19 protein-coding genes are annotated in these 17,337 nt (G+C 55.4%); 18 read left to right on the forward strand and 1 reads right to left on the reverse strand.

Annotation, left to right across the window (positions count from 1 at the left end):
* Positions 1-404: 404 nt before the first annotated feature.
* Genes ACFFLD_RS10460 through sppA form a run of 3 tightly spaced genes read left to right on the forward strand, consistent with a single transcriptional unit; the run spans position 405 to position 3,169 of the window.
* A complete protein-coding gene (locus tag ACFFLD_RS10460; protein ID WP_386039856.1) occupies positions 405-1,346 on the forward strand; it encodes an RluA family pseudouridine synthase in 942 nt (313 codons plus the stop codon).
* A 26-nt stretch (positions 1,347-1,372) separates the two neighbouring features.
* Positions 1,373-2,023, forward strand: a complete 651-nt coding sequence (locus ACFFLD_RS10465; protein WP_386039858.1) for an HAD family hydrolase — start codon at positions 1,373-1,375, stop codon at positions 2,021-2,023.
* Between the two features lie 27 nt (positions 2,024-2,050).
* Complete coding sequence (sppA, locus tag ACFFLD_RS10470; RefSeq protein WP_386039860.1) at positions 2,051-3,169, forward strand: signal peptide peptidase SppA; 1,119 nt, start codon at positions 2,051-2,053, stop codon at positions 3,167-3,169.
* Here sppA and ACFFLD_RS10475 read toward each other — a convergent pair.
* Positions 3,166-3,783 (reverse strand): Maf family protein, encoded by a 618-nt coding sequence (locus ACFFLD_RS10475; protein ID WP_386039862.1) that lies wholly within the window; start codon positions 3,781-3,783, stop codon positions 3,166-3,168. The two genes, sppA and ACFFLD_RS10475, sit on opposite strands and share 4 nt — an antisense overlap.
* Before the next feature lie 163 nt (positions 3,784-3,946).
* Here ACFFLD_RS10475 and ACFFLD_RS10480 point away from each other — a divergent pair, with 163 nt between their 5' ends.
* The 15 genes from ACFFLD_RS10480 (at position 3,947) to ACFFLD_RS10550 (ending at position 17,210) form a co-directional block, all read left to right on the forward strand.
* Positions 3,947-4,477, forward strand: coding sequence for a YceD family protein (locus ACFFLD_RS10480; protein WP_386040442.1), 531 nt, complete (start codon positions 3,947-3,949; stop codon positions 4,475-4,477).
* Positions 4,478-4,512: 35 nt separating this feature from the next.
* Positions 4,513-4,683, forward strand: a complete 171-nt coding sequence (gene rpmF, locus ACFFLD_RS10485; protein WP_008956805.1) for a 50S ribosomal protein L32 — start codon at positions 4,513-4,515, stop codon at positions 4,681-4,683.
* A gap of 42 nt (positions 4,684-4,725) precedes the next feature.
* The gene (gene plsX, locus ACFFLD_RS10490) at positions 4,726-5,751 is read left to right on the forward strand and encodes a phosphate acyltransferase PlsX (RefSeq protein WP_386039865.1); all 1,026 of its coding nucleotides are present in this window, start codon (positions 4,726-4,728) and stop codon (positions 5,749-5,751) included.
* 194 nt (positions 5,752-5,945) lie between these two features.
* On the forward strand, positions 5,946-6,905 hold the full coding sequence (gene fabD, locus ACFFLD_RS10495; RefSeq protein WP_386039867.1) for an ACP S-malonyltransferase: 960 nt from the start codon (positions 5,946-5,948) through the stop codon (positions 6,903-6,905).
* Between the two features lie 58 nt (positions 6,906-6,963).
* Positions 6,964-7,707: a 3-oxoacyl-ACP reductase FabG gene (gene fabG, locus ACFFLD_RS10500; protein ID WP_386039869.1), complete on the forward strand. Its 744-nt coding sequence runs from the start codon at positions 6,964-6,966 to the stop codon at positions 7,705-7,707.
* 124 nt (positions 7,708-7,831) lie between these two features.
* Complete coding sequence (acpP, locus tag ACFFLD_RS10505) at positions 7,832-8,065, forward strand: acyl carrier protein (protein WP_008956801.1); 234 nt, start codon at positions 7,832-7,834, stop codon at positions 8,063-8,065.
* A gap of 192 nt (positions 8,066-8,257) precedes the next feature.
* Positions 8,258-9,496, forward strand: a complete 1,239-nt coding sequence (fabF, locus tag ACFFLD_RS10510) for a beta-ketoacyl-ACP synthase II (RefSeq protein ID WP_386039876.1) — start codon at positions 8,258-8,260, stop codon at positions 9,494-9,496.
* A 3-nt stretch (positions 9,497-9,499) separates the two neighbouring features.
* Positions 9,500-10,312 carry an aminodeoxychorismate lyase gene (gene pabC / locus ACFFLD_RS10515; protein ID WP_386039878.1) on the forward strand — a complete coding sequence of 271 codons (813 nt, stop codon included), beginning with the start codon at positions 9,500-9,502 and terminating at the stop codon, positions 10,310-10,312.
* 139 nt (positions 10,313-10,451) lie between these two features.
* The gene (mltG, locus tag ACFFLD_RS10520) at positions 10,452-11,459 is read left to right on the forward strand and encodes an endolytic transglycosylase MltG (RefSeq protein ID WP_386039880.1); all 1,008 of its coding nucleotides are present in this window, start codon (positions 10,452-10,454) and stop codon (positions 11,457-11,459) included.
* A 47-nt stretch (positions 11,460-11,506) separates the two neighbouring features.
* Positions 11,507-12,160, forward strand: a complete 654-nt coding sequence (gene tmk, locus ACFFLD_RS10525; RefSeq protein ID WP_386039882.1) for a dTMP kinase — start codon at positions 11,507-11,509, stop codon at positions 12,158-12,160.
* Positions 12,151-13,137 (forward strand): DNA polymerase III subunit delta', encoded by a 987-nt coding sequence (locus ACFFLD_RS10530; RefSeq protein WP_386039884.1) that lies wholly within the window; start codon positions 12,151-12,153, stop codon positions 13,135-13,137. The genes tmk and ACFFLD_RS10530 overlap by 10 nt, the downstream gene beginning before the upstream one ends.
* Before the next feature lie 43 nt (positions 13,138-13,180).
* Positions 13,181-13,516 carry a PilZ domain-containing protein gene (locus ACFFLD_RS10535; protein WP_386039886.1) on the forward strand — a complete coding sequence of 112 codons (336 nt, stop codon included), beginning with the start codon at positions 13,181-13,183 and terminating at the stop codon, positions 13,514-13,516.
* Between the two features lie 50 nt (positions 13,517-13,566).
* Positions 13,567-14,397, forward strand: a complete 831-nt coding sequence (locus ACFFLD_RS10540; RefSeq protein ID WP_386039888.1) for a TatD family hydrolase — start codon at positions 13,567-13,569, stop codon at positions 14,395-14,397.
* 39 nt (positions 14,398-14,436) lie between these two features.
* On the forward strand, positions 14,437-15,003 hold the full coding sequence (locus tag ACFFLD_RS10545) for a DUF1285 domain-containing protein (RefSeq protein ID WP_386039890.1): 567 nt from the start codon (positions 14,437-14,439) through the stop codon (positions 15,001-15,003).
* A complete protein-coding gene (locus ACFFLD_RS10550) occupies positions 15,000-17,210 on the forward strand; it encodes an ATP-dependent helicase (RefSeq protein ID WP_386039893.1) in 2,211 nt (736 codons plus the stop codon). The genes ACFFLD_RS10545 and ACFFLD_RS10550 overlap by 4 nt, the downstream gene beginning before the upstream one ends.
* The last annotated feature ends 127 nt before the right edge of the window (positions 17,211-17,337 follow it).

A 17,337-nucleotide genomic window follows, 5' to 3' on the forward strand; every position in this document is an offset into this window, starting at 1 on the left:
TTTTAACCTGCCCTCAGGGGCTAAGCTTACTTTCCTCTGCCGGCAAACAGAACAGGCGTCAGAGTTACTACATTTTTTTCGATCTGCGTTTGTTACTGGAAAAACGGGCAATGCGTACACTGATATCGTTTTTCGTGTTCAGGCCTGCGTGTTAGTCGGGCAGGCGCATTAACCAAGCTCGGCGTTGATGCTTTAAGCCAACAAATTAACCAAGTAGCTAGCTATTAGCAGTCTGTTAACAGTTAGCCACTTGCGCTAGACAAAAAGCGTTCTGCGCTTGGCTGGTGAACGTTTTTGAATATAACAGTAAAGGCAACAACCAGCAATTGACGCAATGCCTCTGGGTCTACGTTAGAATGCGGCTTTTAGCGGGTGTCATCGAACCACAGCAGGAGCAAGCGGTAATGTCCGAAGGGCGCGAAGTACAGTGGGTGGATATCGCCCCGGAGCAGGCTGGGCAGCGAATTGATAATTTTCTCATGACGCGTCTAAAAGGAGCGCCGCGTGCGCTGATCTACCGTATCGTGCGCAAAGGCGAGGTGCGCGTTAATAAAAAACGTGTAAAGGTCGATTATCGTTTGCAGGCGGGCGACTTGGTGCGTGTTCCGCCCTTGCGCCTGGCCCCTCGCGAGGCGGTGAAGGATGTCAGCGATAACTTGCGCGATCTATTGGTCGGCAGCGTTATTATGGAAGGGCCCGACTGGATGGTGCTCAACAAGCCTTCTGGCCTGGCCGTGCATGGGGGCAGCGGCGTTAAAATAGGTTTGATCGAGGCGTTGCGTCAGGTGCGCGATGATCTAAGTTTCTTAGAGCTGGTTCATCGTTTAGATCGCGATACGTCGGGTTGCTTGTTGCTCGCCAAGTCGCGCGACGCCCTGGTGACCCTCAACGAATCATTAAAAAAGCACGGTATGGATAAGCGCTATCTAGCGTTGGTGAGTGGGCGCTGGCCGGCGCGTAAAACCTATGAAAGTGCTCGTTTGGATCGCTATGACGCAGGAAACGGCGAGAGGCGGGTCAGAGTGGATCCTAATGGCAAAGTGTCGCGTACCCATTTTTCGGTCGTCGAAACGTTCGAAAAAGTAACTCTGATAGAAGCTGAGCCAGTCACCGGGCGTACCCACCAAATTCGTGTCCACGCCGCTCACGCAGGGCATGCGCTGCTCGGCGACGATAAGTACGCTACCCGAGACAGCGGTCTGCTTACTAAACAGCTGGGGCTGGGGCGGCTTTTTCTGCATGCCCGAGCACTGACCTTTCCTGAGCCCACTAACGGCCGGCCGGTGACCGTGAAAGCGCCGCTGCCAGAGGCGTTGGAAGAGGCGTTAACGCGTGCCCGCCAATAAACATCCCTATCAGTACAGGAGCGACGATGCAGTACGAGCTGGTTATCTTTGATTGGGATGGCACCTTGATGGACTCCGTGCCGCGCATTGTATCGTGCATGCAGGCGGCGGCTATAGAGGCTGAATGGGGTGCGCTTTCGTCGGCGGAGGTAGAAGATATTATTGGGTTAGGGCTGCCTGAAGCGATTGCGCAGCTTTGTCCAGGCATCTTGCCCGCCCAGGCTGAGCGGCTTCGCGAACGTTACTCACACCACTTTGTCACGGCGGATACCACTCCCATGCTGTTTTTTGCTGGGGTTGAGGCGCAGATTGCTCGTCTGCGCGGCCGTGAGCAACAACGGTTGGCCGTCGCGACGGGCAAAAGCCGCCGTGGTCTCGACCGCATTTTTACTGAAACGGGAAGCGGCGAGTGGTTTCATGCCAGCCGCACTGCCGATGAAACGCGTTCAAAGCCCCACCCGCAAATGCTGGCAGAGCTGCTAGAAGAGCTTTCGGTACCGGTGGAGCGAGCAGTGATGGTAGGCGATACCGAATACGACCTTGAGATGGCACGCGCGATCGGTATGGATCGTATCGGCGTGACGTATGGCGTACATGCGCCGGAACGCTTGGCGCTAAGCCGTCCTAAGTGGGTGGTGGATAGTGTCGACGAGCTGTTTGATCGGTTGCATGGTTAGCAGCCTGTGTCTGCATAAGGAAATATTATGAGTGACGACCAGTCTCGCCAACATGGCGAGCATAGCGAACAAGACGGGCCTGCCAGTCGCGATCATCCCGAGACGACGCAGGATCGCTGGACTCAAGGGCCAGAAGTGGCGTCAGGCAAAGCCACGCCGCCAATGCATGGCGCGCCGGGAGATGATGCGGAAACCTTGCGTGAACGCCAGCGCCTTGCGCAGCTGGAAATGATGGATCACTGGATCGGCGGTGTGCTGACAGAACAGCGGCGCTCCCGTCGCTGGAAACTGTTTTTCCGCCTGCTGGTGCTAATGGTGGTGCTAGCCTCCCTGTTTGCCATGTTTTACAGCCTGTTTTGGGGCGCGCCGAGCGGCGTGACGACGACCCAGCGTCATCTGGGTATTGTTGAGGTCAACGGCGTGATTGCCAGCGATTCCCCCGCCAATGCGGAACGCATTATTCAGGGGTTGGGGCGTGCCTGGGAGGCGGAGGGTAGCGCTGCGGTGGTGTTGCATATCAACAGCCCAGGCGGCAGCCCGGTGCAGTCTCAGCGTATTTATGCGGAGATCATGCGGCTGCGAGAGCAGGGCGGCAAACCGATCATCGCGGTCATTGAGGATGTCGGTGCCAGCGGCGCTTACTACATTGCCGCAGCGGCGGATGAAATCGTGGCGTCGCCGGTAAGTCTGGTGGGCTCTATCGGGGTTATTTATGCAGGCTTTGGGTTCGAGGAGGCGATTGAGCGTATCGGCGTTGAACGGCGGGTAGTCACCGCCGGGGAAAACAAGGCGTTTTTAGACCCCTACAAACCCCTCGACGAAGACGCAGAAGCGTTTTGGCAGAGCGTGCTTAATCAGACCCACCGCCAGTTTATCGCCGATGTGCGTGCCGGTCGTGGCGAGCGGCTGAGCAGCAGTCCGGCTATTTTTTCTGGCCTGATCTGGAGTGGTGAGCAAAGCATTGAGTTGGGGCTGGTCGATCAGTTGGGCACCCTTGAGCAGGTATCGCGCGAATTGGTCGGTGAGGCCCATTGGGTGGACTACACCCCAAGCTTGGGGCCGTTTGATCAGTTGACGCGTCGTTTTACTCAAGTGGTCGCCGAAGTGCTGGGCCTTAGTGCGCCCAACACGCCGATACGTTTTTAAGCCGTTTTGAGGGGATCTAAGCCCACTTGACGCAGCATGCCGCAGAGCGCGATTAATGGTAGCCCCATCAGCGCATTGGGGTCATTGCCAGTTAGCTTTTCAAACAGCGCAATGCCCAGGCCTTCCATGCGAAAGCTGCCGGCGCTGTCTAGCGGCTGCTCTTTGGCAACGTAGTTGTGAATCTCTTGGCTGGTCAGGGTGCGAAACTCCACCTCAAAAGGCTCGACATGGACGAAATGGCGCTGATGGCGGGTATCCAGCAGCGCTAGTCCGGTGAGAAAAGTAACGCGCTGACCGGAGAAGCGGGTAAGGTTGGCGCGAGCATTGGCTTGGGTGTGCGGCTTACCCAGAATATCCCCTTCAAAGACTGCCACCTGATCGGAACCGATAATGCAGTGATGTGAAAACTGCGACGCAACAGCATGGGCCTTGCTGAGCGCTAGCCGATGCACCAGTGCGTGAGGCGTTTCGCCTTCAAGAGGTGTTTCATCAATATTGGGCGAGAGGCACTGATAGGGAAGGTGGAGACGATCTAACAGCTCGCGTCGTGAGCGTGAGCTGGAGGCAAGTACCAGCTCGGGTGCCGATGGATCGTGGTGGGATGATGAGGTCACAAATAGCTCCTGAAGCTCTGGTTGTGCTGATAAAAAAATCAATGCCATAGAGTGTAGCGAAAGCAAGCAAGGGTGCCTACGTTGGTAATTTAGCGAGGAAACGATGAAGAAATATTCCGACAGCTTTGACACCAGCAAGGGGAGTGCCTATCATTGCGCGCCTATGTTGACCTCACAACTCCCCAGCCGGGTTGAGCCCTATAAGCTTGCAGCCCGCCACGAACGAATCGAAGGCTTGGTAGCGCTTGATAAGCTGCCACGTCTTGCCGAAGAAGCAGGTGACCAAGCCGGCGACTGTTATGTCGTGCTCGAGTTTGGCGTTGATGCTCAAGGCCGTCGTGAAATTCGTGGCCACTTGCAAGCAACGTTGGCGCTTGCCTGCCGACGCTGCCTGGTGCCGTTGCCTCAAGAGGTAAACAGTGACTTTTTGCTTGGAATGGTCACTGATGAAGCCTTAGCGGCCGAGTTGCCTGCTAGTCATGAACCGGTGCTGGTGGAAAAAGAACAGCTGGATCTTCTGACGGTGGTTGAGGATGAATTAATTCTTAGCTTGCCCCAGGTGGTCTATCACGATGAAGCCGAATGTCATGTCTCGGCGGAGCAGCTGGTCAGCAAAACAGAAGGCGCGGCGTCAGAAACAACGCCAGCGACAAACCCATTCGCGGTGCTAAATGCCTTAAAAGGCAAAAAATAAGCATCCTTTACCTTGATACCTTGGAGTAAACACCCATGGCAGTTCAACAGAACCGTAAAACTCGTTCCAAGCGCGGCATGCGTCGTAGCCACGATGCACTGACTGCTCCGACGCTGTCGCAGGACAAAGAGACGGGTACCACCCACCTGCGTCACCACATTTCTCCGGACGGTTTCTACCGTGGCCGTAAAGTGATTGAGGTATAAGCCTCAATCGCGTTATTAGCGGCTAAACGGACTCAGTGCAGTATGCGCCTAGCGATTGATGTGATGGGGGGCGACCAAGGCCCACATGCTATGATTGCAGGCGCCGCTCAGGCCGTGATGGAGCATCCCGGTCTTGAACTGATTCTATTTGGTCCGCGTCAGCAAGTGATTGCTGAGCTTTCTCGCTTGCCGCAGCCTCTGGCTGCGGCAGCGTCACGTTTGGTGGTACGGGACGCGCCCGATAGCGTAATGCCCTCGGCAACGGCTGCCTGGGCATTACGCAGGGGGCATGCCACCAGCATGGCGCGTATGCTGCAAAGCATTGCCGCAGGCGAAGCCGCTGCTGGCGTCAGTGCGGGGAATACCGCGGCGCTAGTAGCGCTAGCCCGGCGTGAGCTGGGGCTGGTCGAGAATATTTCTCGGCCAGCGATCAGTACTGCCATTCCCTCTCGGCAGGGGCATCGCTGCTATTTACTGGACCTAGGTGCCAATGTCGACTCTCCCGCTAGCCGGCTGGTCGATTTTGCGTTCATGGGGGCGGCGATGGCGCAGTGTATTGATGGTATAGCGGTGCCGCGAGTAGCGTTGCTAAACGTGGGCGCCGAAGCCACCAAGGGATGTGACAGCGTGCGTGAAGCTGACCGCCTGCTGCGTCAATACTCAGCTGACACGACGTTTGCCTACCAGGGGTACGCTGAAGGTGGTGACCTGTTTAAGGGTCAGCTTGATGTGGTGGTATGCGATGGTTTTGTCGGTAACGCCGTGCTAAAGGCAAGCGAAGGCTTGACGAGCATGTTGGTTGAGCGGGTACAAATGGCGTTTGAATCGCGCCTAAGTGGTCGTTTGGGAAGCCTGCTTGCCAAGCCTGTGTTGAAGCGCTTAAAGCAAGAGCTTGACCCAGTGCGATATAACGGAGCGAGTTTGCTAGGGCTACGCGGCATTGTAGTGAAAAGCCACGGCGGTGCCCATGCCAATGGTTTTTTTTACGCTATTCAGCGCGCCCTGCAGGAGGTAGAGCATAATTTGCCTGCCCGGATTGCAGGGCGCTGGACAGTACCCGTCAGCTAGCAAAACCGCGTCGCGCAGCCCGGGTGAAGATGACCGAGCCTGACTGCAAGGGAGTAAGTGCAGGCAAGGCTGCGGGTCGCGTCTTGATAATAAATAGTTAATTTTTTGCGGGTTTATAGGTGGCATCAGGATGTGCCAATAACCTCGCCTATCGCTCATATGAGCAAATGCCTACTAGAGCAAAGGTGAACGACATGTCTCAACCCCTTGCCCTCATTTTTCCCGGGCAAGGCTCTCAGCAGCTGGGAATGCTGCGAGAGCTGGCCGAGCGCTATAGTGTGGTGGGAACGACATTTGAGGAAGCGTCGAATGCGTTGGGCTATGACTTGTGGAAAGTCGTCCAGGAAGGCCCCGACGCAGCGCTTAATGCAACAGCGTGCACTCAGCCCGCGTTGCTTTCTGCTAGCGTTGCTATCTGGCGCGTGTGGCAGGAGCTTGAAGGACCGCGCCCAACGATCATGGCAGGCCATAGTCTAGGCGAGTACAGCGCCATGGTATGCGCTGGCGTCTTGAGTTTTGCCGAAGGCGTCAACTTAGTGCGCCTGCGCGGCGAAGCGATGCAGGAGGCGGTGCCCGCGGGTGAAGGTGGCATGGCCGCCATTCTTGGCTTGGCGGATGAGGCGGTGGAAGCTGCCTGTGCAAAAGCTGCCCAGGGAGAAGTGGTGTCGGCGGTTAACTATAACTCACCGGGACAAGTGGTTATCGCGGGGGGTAAAGAGGCCGTTGATCGGGCGATCGTGGCGTGTCAGGAGGCTGGCGCCAAACGTGCACTGGCGCTGCCGGTTTCCGTGCCTTCTCACTGCGCATTGATGCGCCCGGCGGCAGAGCGTCTGGCTGACGCCATGCAGGATATTGAGTTCCGGACGCCACGCTATACGGTCATTCAAAATGTCGACGCGCAGGCTCACGCCGATACCGCTACACTACGCACACGGTTAATCGAACAGTTATATCAACCCGTGCGCTGGAGCGCTTGTGTTGAGGCGATGGCCGAACAGGGCGTGGAGATATTTATTGAGTGCGGGCCTGGAAAGGTGCTGACCGGCCTCAATAAGCGTATCGTAAAAGGCAGTAAGGGATTAGCGGTAAATGATCCTGATAGCCTGGATGCGGCACTTGAACTTGCGCGTGAAACGCTGTCGGGAAAAGCGTGAACAAAGAATATTTTATTCCGCTATCCTTGCTTGATTACACGGTTAGAGGCAGAGCGTTATGACACAAGAACGTAGAGTTGCCCTGGTAACAGGGGCGAGTCGTGGGATTGGGCAGGCCATTGCCCATGAGCTAGGCCGTCAGGGGCGTATTGTGATTGGCACCGCTACCAGTGAGGCTGGGGCGGAGAAAATTGATGCTGATCTTAAAGAAAATGGTATTGAAGGCGCCGGGATATGCCTTAATGTGACTGATCAGGCGAGCATTGATAGTGTATTGAAAACGATCACTGAGCGCTTTGGTGCGCCCACCGTGCTGGTTAATAACGCTGGCATTACGCGCGACAATTTGCTGATGCGAATGAAAGAAGATGAGTGGGATTCCGTAATGGATACCAACTTAAAATCTGTCTATCGTGTCAGTAAGGCGTGCCTACGGGGTATGACCAAGGCACGTTTTGGGCGTATTGTGTCAATCAGTTCGGTAGTGGCAACGATGGGCAACCTGGGCCAAACTAACTATGCTGCTGCTAAGGCGGGTATGGAAGGATTTAGCCGCGCCCTGGCCCGTGAGGTATCCTCGCGTGCCATTACGGTTAATGCGGTGGCGCCTGGTTTTATTGCCACCGATATGACCGAAGCACTGCCTGAGGCGCAGCACGAAATGTTGCTCAAACAAATTCCGTTGGCTCGTTTAGGAGCGCCGGAAGAGATCGCCGCAGCGGTGGGCTTTTTGACCAGTGATGCAGCAGGCTACATTACTGGCGAGACGCTTCACGTGAATGGCGGCATGAATATGCGTTGATGGCCTTGGGCTTGGCGGTTGCGTCGACCCAAGGGCGTCTATAAACTACCCCGCAGCTTTTGGCTTGCGGTTTCCAAATAGCTGGTTATCAAAAACGGCTAATGTGAACGACTGGAGTACGTTGATGAGTACTATTGAAGAGCGCGTTAAAAAAGTGGTAGCAGAGCGCCTGAACGTTAAAGAAGAAGACATCCAAAACAGCTCTTCTTTTACAGAAGACTTGGGTGCTGATTCGCTCGACACCGTTGAGTTGGTAATGGCTCTGGAAGAGGAATTTGATACTGAAATTCCTGATGAAGAAGCCGAGAAGATCACCACGGTTCAAGAAGCTATCGATTACGTAAACGCCCACCAGTAAGGGCTGCGTCGATGCATCGAACCTGGGTGGGGTGCTAGTCACCCGCCTTAAAAGCCGTCCTTTTCCAGGGCGGCTTTTTTGCTTTGCTGCCACAATGCTTATAACGTTCAAACTCCGTTATACTGTTGACCAAATTTAAGCAGCAAATGACCCAAGTGGGTCGCGTCACCATGGATGCCTGGAGGAAAGCTGATGGCACGGAAAAGGGTAGTGGTAACTGGGTTAGGCCTGGTGACCCCGGTGGGCAATAGTGTGGATGAGTCGTGGGCCAACATCCTGGCTGGCAAAAGCGGTATTACGCCTATTGAACACTTTGATGCCAGTGGTTTTAACACCCGTTTTGGCGGGTCGATCAAGAACTTCGATATTAGTCCGTACCTGAATCCTAAAGATGCCCGCAAGATGGATCTGTTTATTCAGTACGGTATGGCGGCGGGCGCGCAAGCGATTAGGGATGCCGGTATCGAGTGTAGCGAAGAAAATGCCGACCGCATCGGTGTGGCTATCGGCTCAGGCATTGGTGGTCTGCCAATGATTGAGCATAACCACAACGCGCTTAATAAAGGTGGTGCCCGTAAGGTGTCGCCGTTCTTTGTGCCGGGTTCGATCATTAACATGATTTCGGGCAATATGGCGATCCAGCATGGCTTTAGAGGCCCGAATATCGCTATTACCACTGCGTGCACCACGGGTACCCACAATATTGGCTACAGCGCCCGCACTATTGCCTATGGCGACGCGGACGTGATGGTGTGCGGTGGGGCTGAAATGGCTACAACGCCGTTAGGCCTGGGTGGTTTTTCTGCTGCTCGTGCACTGTCTACGCGCAATGATGATCCAGAAGCGGCAAGTCGCCCATGGGATGTCGATCGGGACGGCTTTGTACTGTCTGACGGCGCTGGCGTACTGGTGCTTGAAGAGTATGAACACGCCAAAGCCCGTGGTGCCAATATCTATGCTGAGTTGGTAGGCTTTGGCATGAGCGATGATGCTTATCACATGACTTCTCCGCCGGAAGATGGTCGCGGGGCTGCACTTTCCATGCGCAACGCGATTAAAGATGCCCAGGTAGATGTGTCAGCAGTGCAATACATCAATGCCCATGGCACCTCCACGGCGGCTGGCGATTTAGCCGAAAGTCGTGCCATTGAGAATGTCCTCGGTAGCGCTGCCAACAGTGTCGCGGTGAGCTCGACCAAGTCGATGATTGGTCACTTGTTGGGGGCCGCCGGTGCGGTTGAAGCGGTATTCAGTATCCTGGCTATTCGTGATCAGGTAGCGCCGCCCACCATTAATCTGGATAACCCGCAGGAAGGTTGCAACCTGGATTACGTTCCCCATACGGCGCGAGATATGCGTATTGATATAGCGCTCTCTAACTCCTTCGGCTTTGGTGGCACCAACGGCTCGCTGTTATTTAAAAAGGTGTAGTGGATGATGCCGCCGCCGGTATGCACGGCTTCTCACGTGCCATTTGACGATCGTGGCTTGGCATATGGCGATGGCCTTTTTGAAACGGTGCTGCTGCGAGCCGGGGAGCCTGTATTGTGGCAGTATCACATGGACCGGTTGGCGTTAGGCTGTGAGCGTCTGGGCATGCCATTGCCGAGTCAGGCGTTCCTTGACGCTACTTGGCAGGGCGGTGTCAGCACGGCGTTGGAGGTGCTTAAGCTCATTCTGACGCGTGGCAGTGGAGGACGCGGCTATGCATTGCCTGAGCAGGTAACGCCGCGCTTGTTGAGTCGTAGAGCGCCTTTTCAACCTTCCGTTGAGCGCTGGCGGCAAGGGGTAACGGTGCGCTTATGCGAGTTACGTCTAAGCCGTCAGCCTCGGCTGGCGGGTATTAAACATCTTAACCGGTTAGAGAACGTCCTGGCCCGGCAAGAGTGGAGCGACACCACAATTGCCGAAGGTGTGCTTGCCGATAGCGAAGGCGTGGTGGTGGAAGCCACCAGTATGAACGTGTTCTGGCGTCAGGCAGGCAAGGTGTTTACGCCTTTGCTTGAGCAGTGCGGCGTGGCAGGCACCCTGCGTGCGGCGTTAATTGAGCAAGGTGCCGTCACCCCAGCGTCGCTGCCACTTGCTCACCTCGCTGACGTCGAACAGCTGTGGGTGGCAAACTCGGTGCAGGGCGTGTGGCCGGTAACCACGTTACTCTCATCGGATGGCTCGCTGTTAAAGCGCTGGCCAACGTGCAGTGCTGATTCCTTCCAGCATTTGGCGCACCAGCTACTAGGGTTTGCTTAAATCTCAAGGTTGATCTGACTGTCAGAGTTTATCTGAGCATTAGGTTTATTTGAACGTTAGGTTTATTTGGACACTAGGGGTTGGCCTGAACTAATAGGCGTCTGGTGACCGATTGCTTGGCAATTTTTGTAGAGGTGTCATGTTGAAACGGTTATTAACCGCTTTTTTGGTGTTAGTCGTCCTCGGTGCTGGTGGTGTAGCAGGCGGTTATTTCTATTGGCAGAGCCGATTAGAGGCGCCGCTAGCCCTGGATGAGCCCATGCTCTATCAGGTTCCCTCCGGGGCAGGGTTTAATCAGGTGATTGCCCAGCTGGAATCACAGGGCGTTGTGCAGGATAGCTGGCCATTTCGTTTGCTCGCCCAGGTAGAGCCTGAGCGAGTCCCGCCGTTAAGAACCGGTGAATACAAGCTGCTGCCTGAAATGAGTGGCCTTGATATGGTAGCGCTTTTAGGCAGCAATAATGTGGTTACCTACTCGGTGACGATTCCTGAAGGTTGGTCCTTTGCGCAGATGCGTGAATTGCTCAATGCGGCACCGAAGCTTGAGCATCGTACCGAGACGTTAAGCGATACTGAGGTAATGGCGCTGCTTGAGCGTGAAGACACGTTCCCAGAAGGGTGGTTTTTTCCCGATACTTACCGCTATCACCTGGGTATGAGCGATGTTGATATTTTGCGTCAATCGCTTACCCGGATGGAGCGCATACTTGAAGAGGTATGGGCCGAGCGCGACGACGATTTAACTATCGAAACGCCCTATGAGGCGCTGATTATGGCGTCATTGATTGAACGTGAAACCGGTGCTCCAGAGGAGCGGCGCGAAATTGCCGGCGTGTTTAAACGCCGAATGGAAAAAGGCATGCGCCTGCAAACAGACCCCACGGTCATCTATGGCATGGGGGAGCGCTATGAGGGGCGGATTACACGCGCAGACCTACGCGAGGCGACGCCCTATAATACCTATGTGATCGATGGGATGCCGCCGACGCCGATTGCCCTGCCGGGGCGTGCTTCATTACAAGCGGCAGTCAATCCGTTGCCAGGAGAAACGCTCTATTTCGTTTCTAAGGGCGATGGTACACACCAGTTTTCGCGTACGCTGCGCGAACATAATAACGCCGTTAATCGCTACATTCGTAACCGTTAATTAACATGATTCGTTACCCCGCTAAGGGGCCATACCAGGAGCCGATGATGACCAAGCGTGGACGTTTCATTACGCTGGAAGGTGGTGAAGGCGTAGGAAAATCCACCAATGTGAGCTTTGTCGCCGAGTGTTTGCAAGCCGAAGGGTTGGAAGTGGTACGCACTCGTGAGCCAGGAGGCACCGAACGAGGCGAAGCTATTCGAGCGCTGTTACTGGACCCCGCCCCTCAAGAGTCGCTGAATGTGGACGCCGAGCTTTTGCTGATGTTCGCTGCGCGTGCACAGCATTTGGCAGAAAAAATTCTGCCTGCTTTGGAAAGAGGTGCTTGGGTGGTGTGTGATCGCTTTACCGATGCCACCTTCGCCTATCAAGGTGGTGGGCGGGGCATTGCCAAAGAGCGTATCGCGATCCTGGAAAATTTTGTGCAGCAGGGGTTATCCCCTGATCTAACGTTGTTGCTGGATATGCCTCAAGAGGCGGCAAAGCAACGATTAGAGTCACGTCTTAGCGCCCGGCATGAGCAGCGGGATCGATTCGAGCAGGAGCAGGCTGATTTTTTCCAGGCGGTGCGCGACGCCTACTTGGCCCGGGCCGCAGACGCACCTGAACGGTTTGCGGTGATCGACGCCCAGCATTCGCTTGATAATGTGCAGGCGCAACTTCGTCAGACGCTAGCGACGCGAGTAGCCACATGGCGTTAACCGGTGTTATGCCCTGGCAGCAAGACATTTGGCAACAGCTAATCCACTTGGCGCAGTGTGGCCGCATGCCCCATGCGCTACTCATCCATGGCGCTCATGGGGTGGGTAAACAGCAGTTGGCCGAGGCGTTGATTGCTAGAACATTGTGCGCGGCACCTGGGGAGCAGGCCTGCGGCCATTGTCATAGCTGCGCCATGCTGGCGTCGGGTTATCACCCAGATCTGATGAGGGTATCGCCGGAAGAGGGCAAACGACAGATCCGTATCGATCCTATTCGCGATGTTAACCGGTTTGTTTCACAAACGGCGCAACAGGGCGGCTACCGGGTTATTGTGATTTCTCCCGCCGAAGCGATGAACATTGCGGCGGCCAATGCGTTGCTTAAAAGCTTGGAAGAGCCCGGCGATAAGACGCTCTTTATCTTACTGTCGGATGTACCTTCGCGAATGCTGCCGACCATCCGCTCCCGCTGCCAGCAGTGGTCATTACCCAGTGTTGCGTTTGAGGCGTGTCGCGGTTGGTTAATTGAGCAACTCAACAGTGCCGATGAAGCCTACTTCTGGTGGCAAGTGGCGGGCGGGTTACCGTTATTGGCGGTGGAGCTAGCGGTGCCCGAAGAGCGTGCATTGCGTCACCAGATCCATGACTGTTTTGAGCAATTAGTGCGTGGTAGCGAGCCTGTCTCAGAGGCGGCCCGGCTGGATCGGCAGGCGATTGACGGCATCTTATGGTACGGTATCGCTTGGCTTGAAGACTTGATTCGACTGGGCTTATCCGGCGAAGCCGAGGTGCTGCATAATCCTGATCTTGAGCCGCTCTATCGCCAAGCGGTTAAAAATGGTCGTGTGCAGGATTGGTTTCGACTGTTGGATTATGCCCGAGAACAGCGGCGTCTACTGGCGGTAGGGGCTAACCCAAACCCTCAGCTGGTGCTTGAAGCATGGTTAGTTCGCTGGGCGGCGTTGCTACGCTCATAGTGGTGTTAACGTTCCTCTTTCATGGCAATCTAGCGAGGTCATCATGGCTGCTCAGAAAGCGCTTTCGCTCACCGTTCCAGATGTGCCGACACTGCTCTCAGCGTATATGCCTTTTCTGGATCGCGGTGGCATTTTTATTCCTACCCAAACGCCTTATGCGCTCGGCCAGCAAGTATTTTTACTCCTCACCCTGCCTGGTGATAGCGAACGTCTTTCGCTGACGGGTAACGTGGTCTGGGTATCGCCCGAAGGGGTAAGCGGCAGACGTATGCCCGGCATTGGCGTCCACTTCAGCCAACAGGATTACCCGGTGCGAGACCGTATAGAAACACTGCTGGCCGGTCAGCTGGATAAAGCCGCACCGTCATTCACGCTCTGAATTCTATTTTACGATTAGCCTGTTATGACTTTTTTCTTGTTGAGAACCACATGTTTGTAGATTCGCACTGCCACCTAGACCGTTTATCCGATAAGACCCATGGAGGCGATATCGCCGCCACGCTGGCGGCTGCCCGCGCCGCCCATGTCAGCCAATTTCTTGCCGTAGCGGTGAACTTGGATGACATGCCGCAATTAGCAGCGATTGCCCGTGCCCATCATGATGTCGCCATTTCCGCTGGCTTGCATCCTTTACATACCCCCCAGCACGAGCCTAGCGTTGAAGATATAAAAGAGGCCGCCGAGCAGTACGGCGCGGTCGCCATTGGTGAAACCGGGCTGGATTATCATTATCGGGATAGCGTCCCCATTGAGGTTCAACACGAGCGCTTTAAGCGGCACTTGATCGCTGCGCGGGAACTGGAACTGCCGGTGATTATCCATACCCGCGAAGCCAAAGAGGAAACGCTGGCGTTATTGCGTGAATATGGCAATCCGCAAGTGGGAGGCGTATTACACTGTTTTACTGAAGATCTGGCGATGGCTCGAGAAGCGGTTCGGCTGGGTTTTTATATTTCACTGTCGGGCATTATCACCTTCCGTAATGCTGCTGCGCTGCGAGAACTGGCACGCCAGCTGCCATTGGACCGTTTGTTAATTGAGACTGACAGTCCCTATCTAGCCCCAGTGCCCTATCGCGGCAAACCCAACGAGCCGGCCTGGGTAGTGGAAGTGGCTGAATGTATCGCCATGGAGCGGGGTATTAGTGTGGATGAAGTTGCCATGCAAACCACTGCCAATTTTTATCGGCTTTTTCGTGGCGCCGTGCCCGATGCCCCAGAACATGTTAAAGACTCATTGGCGCAGTCAGGGCTTTTGTAGCGTAATGGGTGTCAAGCATGCGAGAGCGAGGTGGGCGAAATGAATATAGATAGATTGCTGCAGCAACGTGGCGACGACGAGGGTGCCGTTATTCCACCGCTGGAGAAATGGCAGCCTGCGCTCTTGGGCGACATGAACCTGTGTATCCATGCCGACGGCACATGGTGGCATGAAGGGCAGCCATTTGCCCGCCCCAAAGTGGCGCGTCTATTGGCAACACTGCTGCGTCTCGATGATGAAGGTTATTGTCTGGTCACGCCCGCCGAGCGCTGGCGCATCAGCGTTGAAGATTTACCGTTGGTCGCTGTTGAAGCCGACTACCATGATGATGCCTGGTGGTTCACTACTCAGTTTGACGATGTGGTTCGCTTGGATGACGAGCATCCGCTCTCGGTGACGTTAACGCCCCAAGGAGAAGCGGTGCCGCAGGTGGCGGTGCGTTTTGGGCTGGCTGCGCGTCTGCATCGTCATGTGTATTACCAACTGGTGGATGTTGCCGAGACCCGTGAGACGGGCAACGGTATTACTGAGCTTGGCATCACCAGTGCAGGGCGCTGGTTTGTGTTGGGTCAGCTGGATGCCGCTGAATCAGGCGAGGTGTCGTGAAGTTAACGGCTGAACAGCAAGCAGTGGTCAATCACCCTGCTGGTAATGCCCGTGTAGCTGCCGTGGCTGGCGCCGGTAAAACCACCACCATGGCGGCACGGGTACTGCATTTATTAGCCAGCGGGGTGCCCCCCAAGCGTATTCTGGTCTTGATGTTTAACCGCTCCGCCAAAGATGACTTCCAGCGTCGATTAACCAGCATGGCGCCTGCTGGGCAGGCCCTGCCGGATGTACGCACGTTCCACTCGCTGGGGCACCGCTTAACCCAAAGCCTGTGTCGATGGTCAGCGCTCGCCCCGCGACGGCTATTATCAGCCGAATGGCAGTTGGAGCGCTTACTTCGTCAAGCGAGTATTAACGTGCTGCGCGATATGGTGGAACGCCGCGATGCCGCCCTGGAAGGAGACAGGCTTGAGGCGTTAGCCCATTTTTGTGGCTTAGTGAAGGCGGAAATGATCGCCCCCGAAGCGCTGTATGAACGGCTCAACTTCGACCCTGACACAGACTATTTTCCCGCCGCCTTTGCCGAGGCGGAACGGCTATTAGAGGCGGAAGGGGTAATGACCTATGCCGACCTTCTTTATCGTCCGCTGTTGGCGCTCGAGGCCGACAGCGCTCTGCGTGATCGTGTTGAAGGGTTTTTGGATCACGTCATTATTGATGAATATCAGGATATTAACGCCGCTCAGCAGCGTCTACTGGCTGTGCTGGTGGGCCGTAGTGCCGATGTGATGGCAGTGGGGGATGCCAATCAGTGTATTTACGAATGGCGCGGCGCCAAGCCAGATACCATGCTCGAAAATTTCACGGCCACGTTCGGCGAAGCCACGGATTATCCATTATCGACCACCTTTCGTCATGGCCATGCGTTAGCGCTAGCGGCTAATCATGCCATCCTTGCTAATCAGCGCCGTCCTAACCAACTGTGCCTGGCGGCGCCCAATAACCCTGAGACGCGTCTCTTCGTGGGTCAGGGGAGTCGTTTACTGCTCGACGCATTGATGGATTGGCAAGCGCAGGGGCGAGCGCTTCACGAGACCTGCTTACTGGTTCGTAGCTGGGCGCTATCGGTGCCGTTTCAGTTAGCCTTGCTGCAAGCGGGCATTCCTTTCCGCTTGCAGCGAGAGGACCGCTTTGTTTTTCGGCTGCCCCTCGTGCAGGCATTGGCGGGATATTTAAAACTATCGCGCCGCCCCGATCTGCTGCGTGACCCGCAACAGCTGTTACTGCTACTTTCTCAACCGACCCCATTCGTTGCCAGAGAGCGGCTACAACGCCTGTCACAGCAGCTGGCCACTACCCAGCAGTGGCCTGAGCGGCATGATCCCATACTTACAGAGCTAAAGCCGATTCAACGACGTACGCTTAAAAAACGCTGGATGCTGCTATGTGACTTGCCCCAGCTGAGCGGCTGGCCGCCGGCCAAATTATTAAAGCATGTGGTGGAAAGCATCGAAGCAGAAAAGACGCTTAAGCGAGCAGCGACAAGGCGGGATAAAGGCGAAGAGGACGTGCGCTTACTCGATGTGCTAATTGAGCAAGCGCAAAGTGTTCAGGATCCAGACGCTTTTATTGAACTGCTAGAGCGTCCGGTAGAGAACCAGGCTGGCGGTGTGCTGATTAGTACTGTCCACGGTGCCAAAGGGCTGGAGTGGCCCTTAGTAGCAGTGGTCGGCGTCAATGAGGAGGATTTTCCTCACTACAGTCGTGACAACCCACTTAATGATGAGCGCTTTGAGGAGGAGCGTCGGCTCTTCTATGTGGCGATTACCCGCGCTCAGGAGCAGCTACTCATGCTTCATGACGGGGGGGCTCATCGCCCCAGCCGTTTTATTGCCGAAAGCGCTTGGCAGGACAGCATGCGCGTAGCGTCCTGCCTGTCGAGCGCCCAGAACCCCGACAATTCGTTGCAGGTGTCGTCTGTTGGTCTGGTTCAGCGTTACCTGGCTCGGCTGGGTCGTGATGATATTGTGTTGTCAGCGGCGTCAGTTGAAGCGCCTACGGCGGTCTATTCTGCAGAAGCTAACTTTTATCCCGGCCAACGGCTCCATCATGCGGTTTTTGGAGAAGGTGAAGTAGCGGCGGTTGAAGGAAGTGCCAATGATCCTGTGATTGATGTGCGCTTTGATCAGGCGGGGCGTCGCCGGCTTATTGCACGCCGGGCGCCTATTAAAGTGTTGGAATCTAGCTCTAACATGGTCGGGTAAACAGCCAAACACGGCTACGACACTTTCTTTTACCTTTCAAATGGTGTTAATTCTCTAGTGCGGTTTGACTTGGCGACTGCCTACCGATTTAATGACAGTACTCCTGCCTATTTGCTTCTTAGCAGCT

The organism is Vreelandella sulfidaeris, from assembly GCF_042429665.1.
Taxonomy (GTDB): Bacteria; Pseudomonadota; Gammaproteobacteria; order Pseudomonadales; family Halomonadaceae; genus Vreelandella.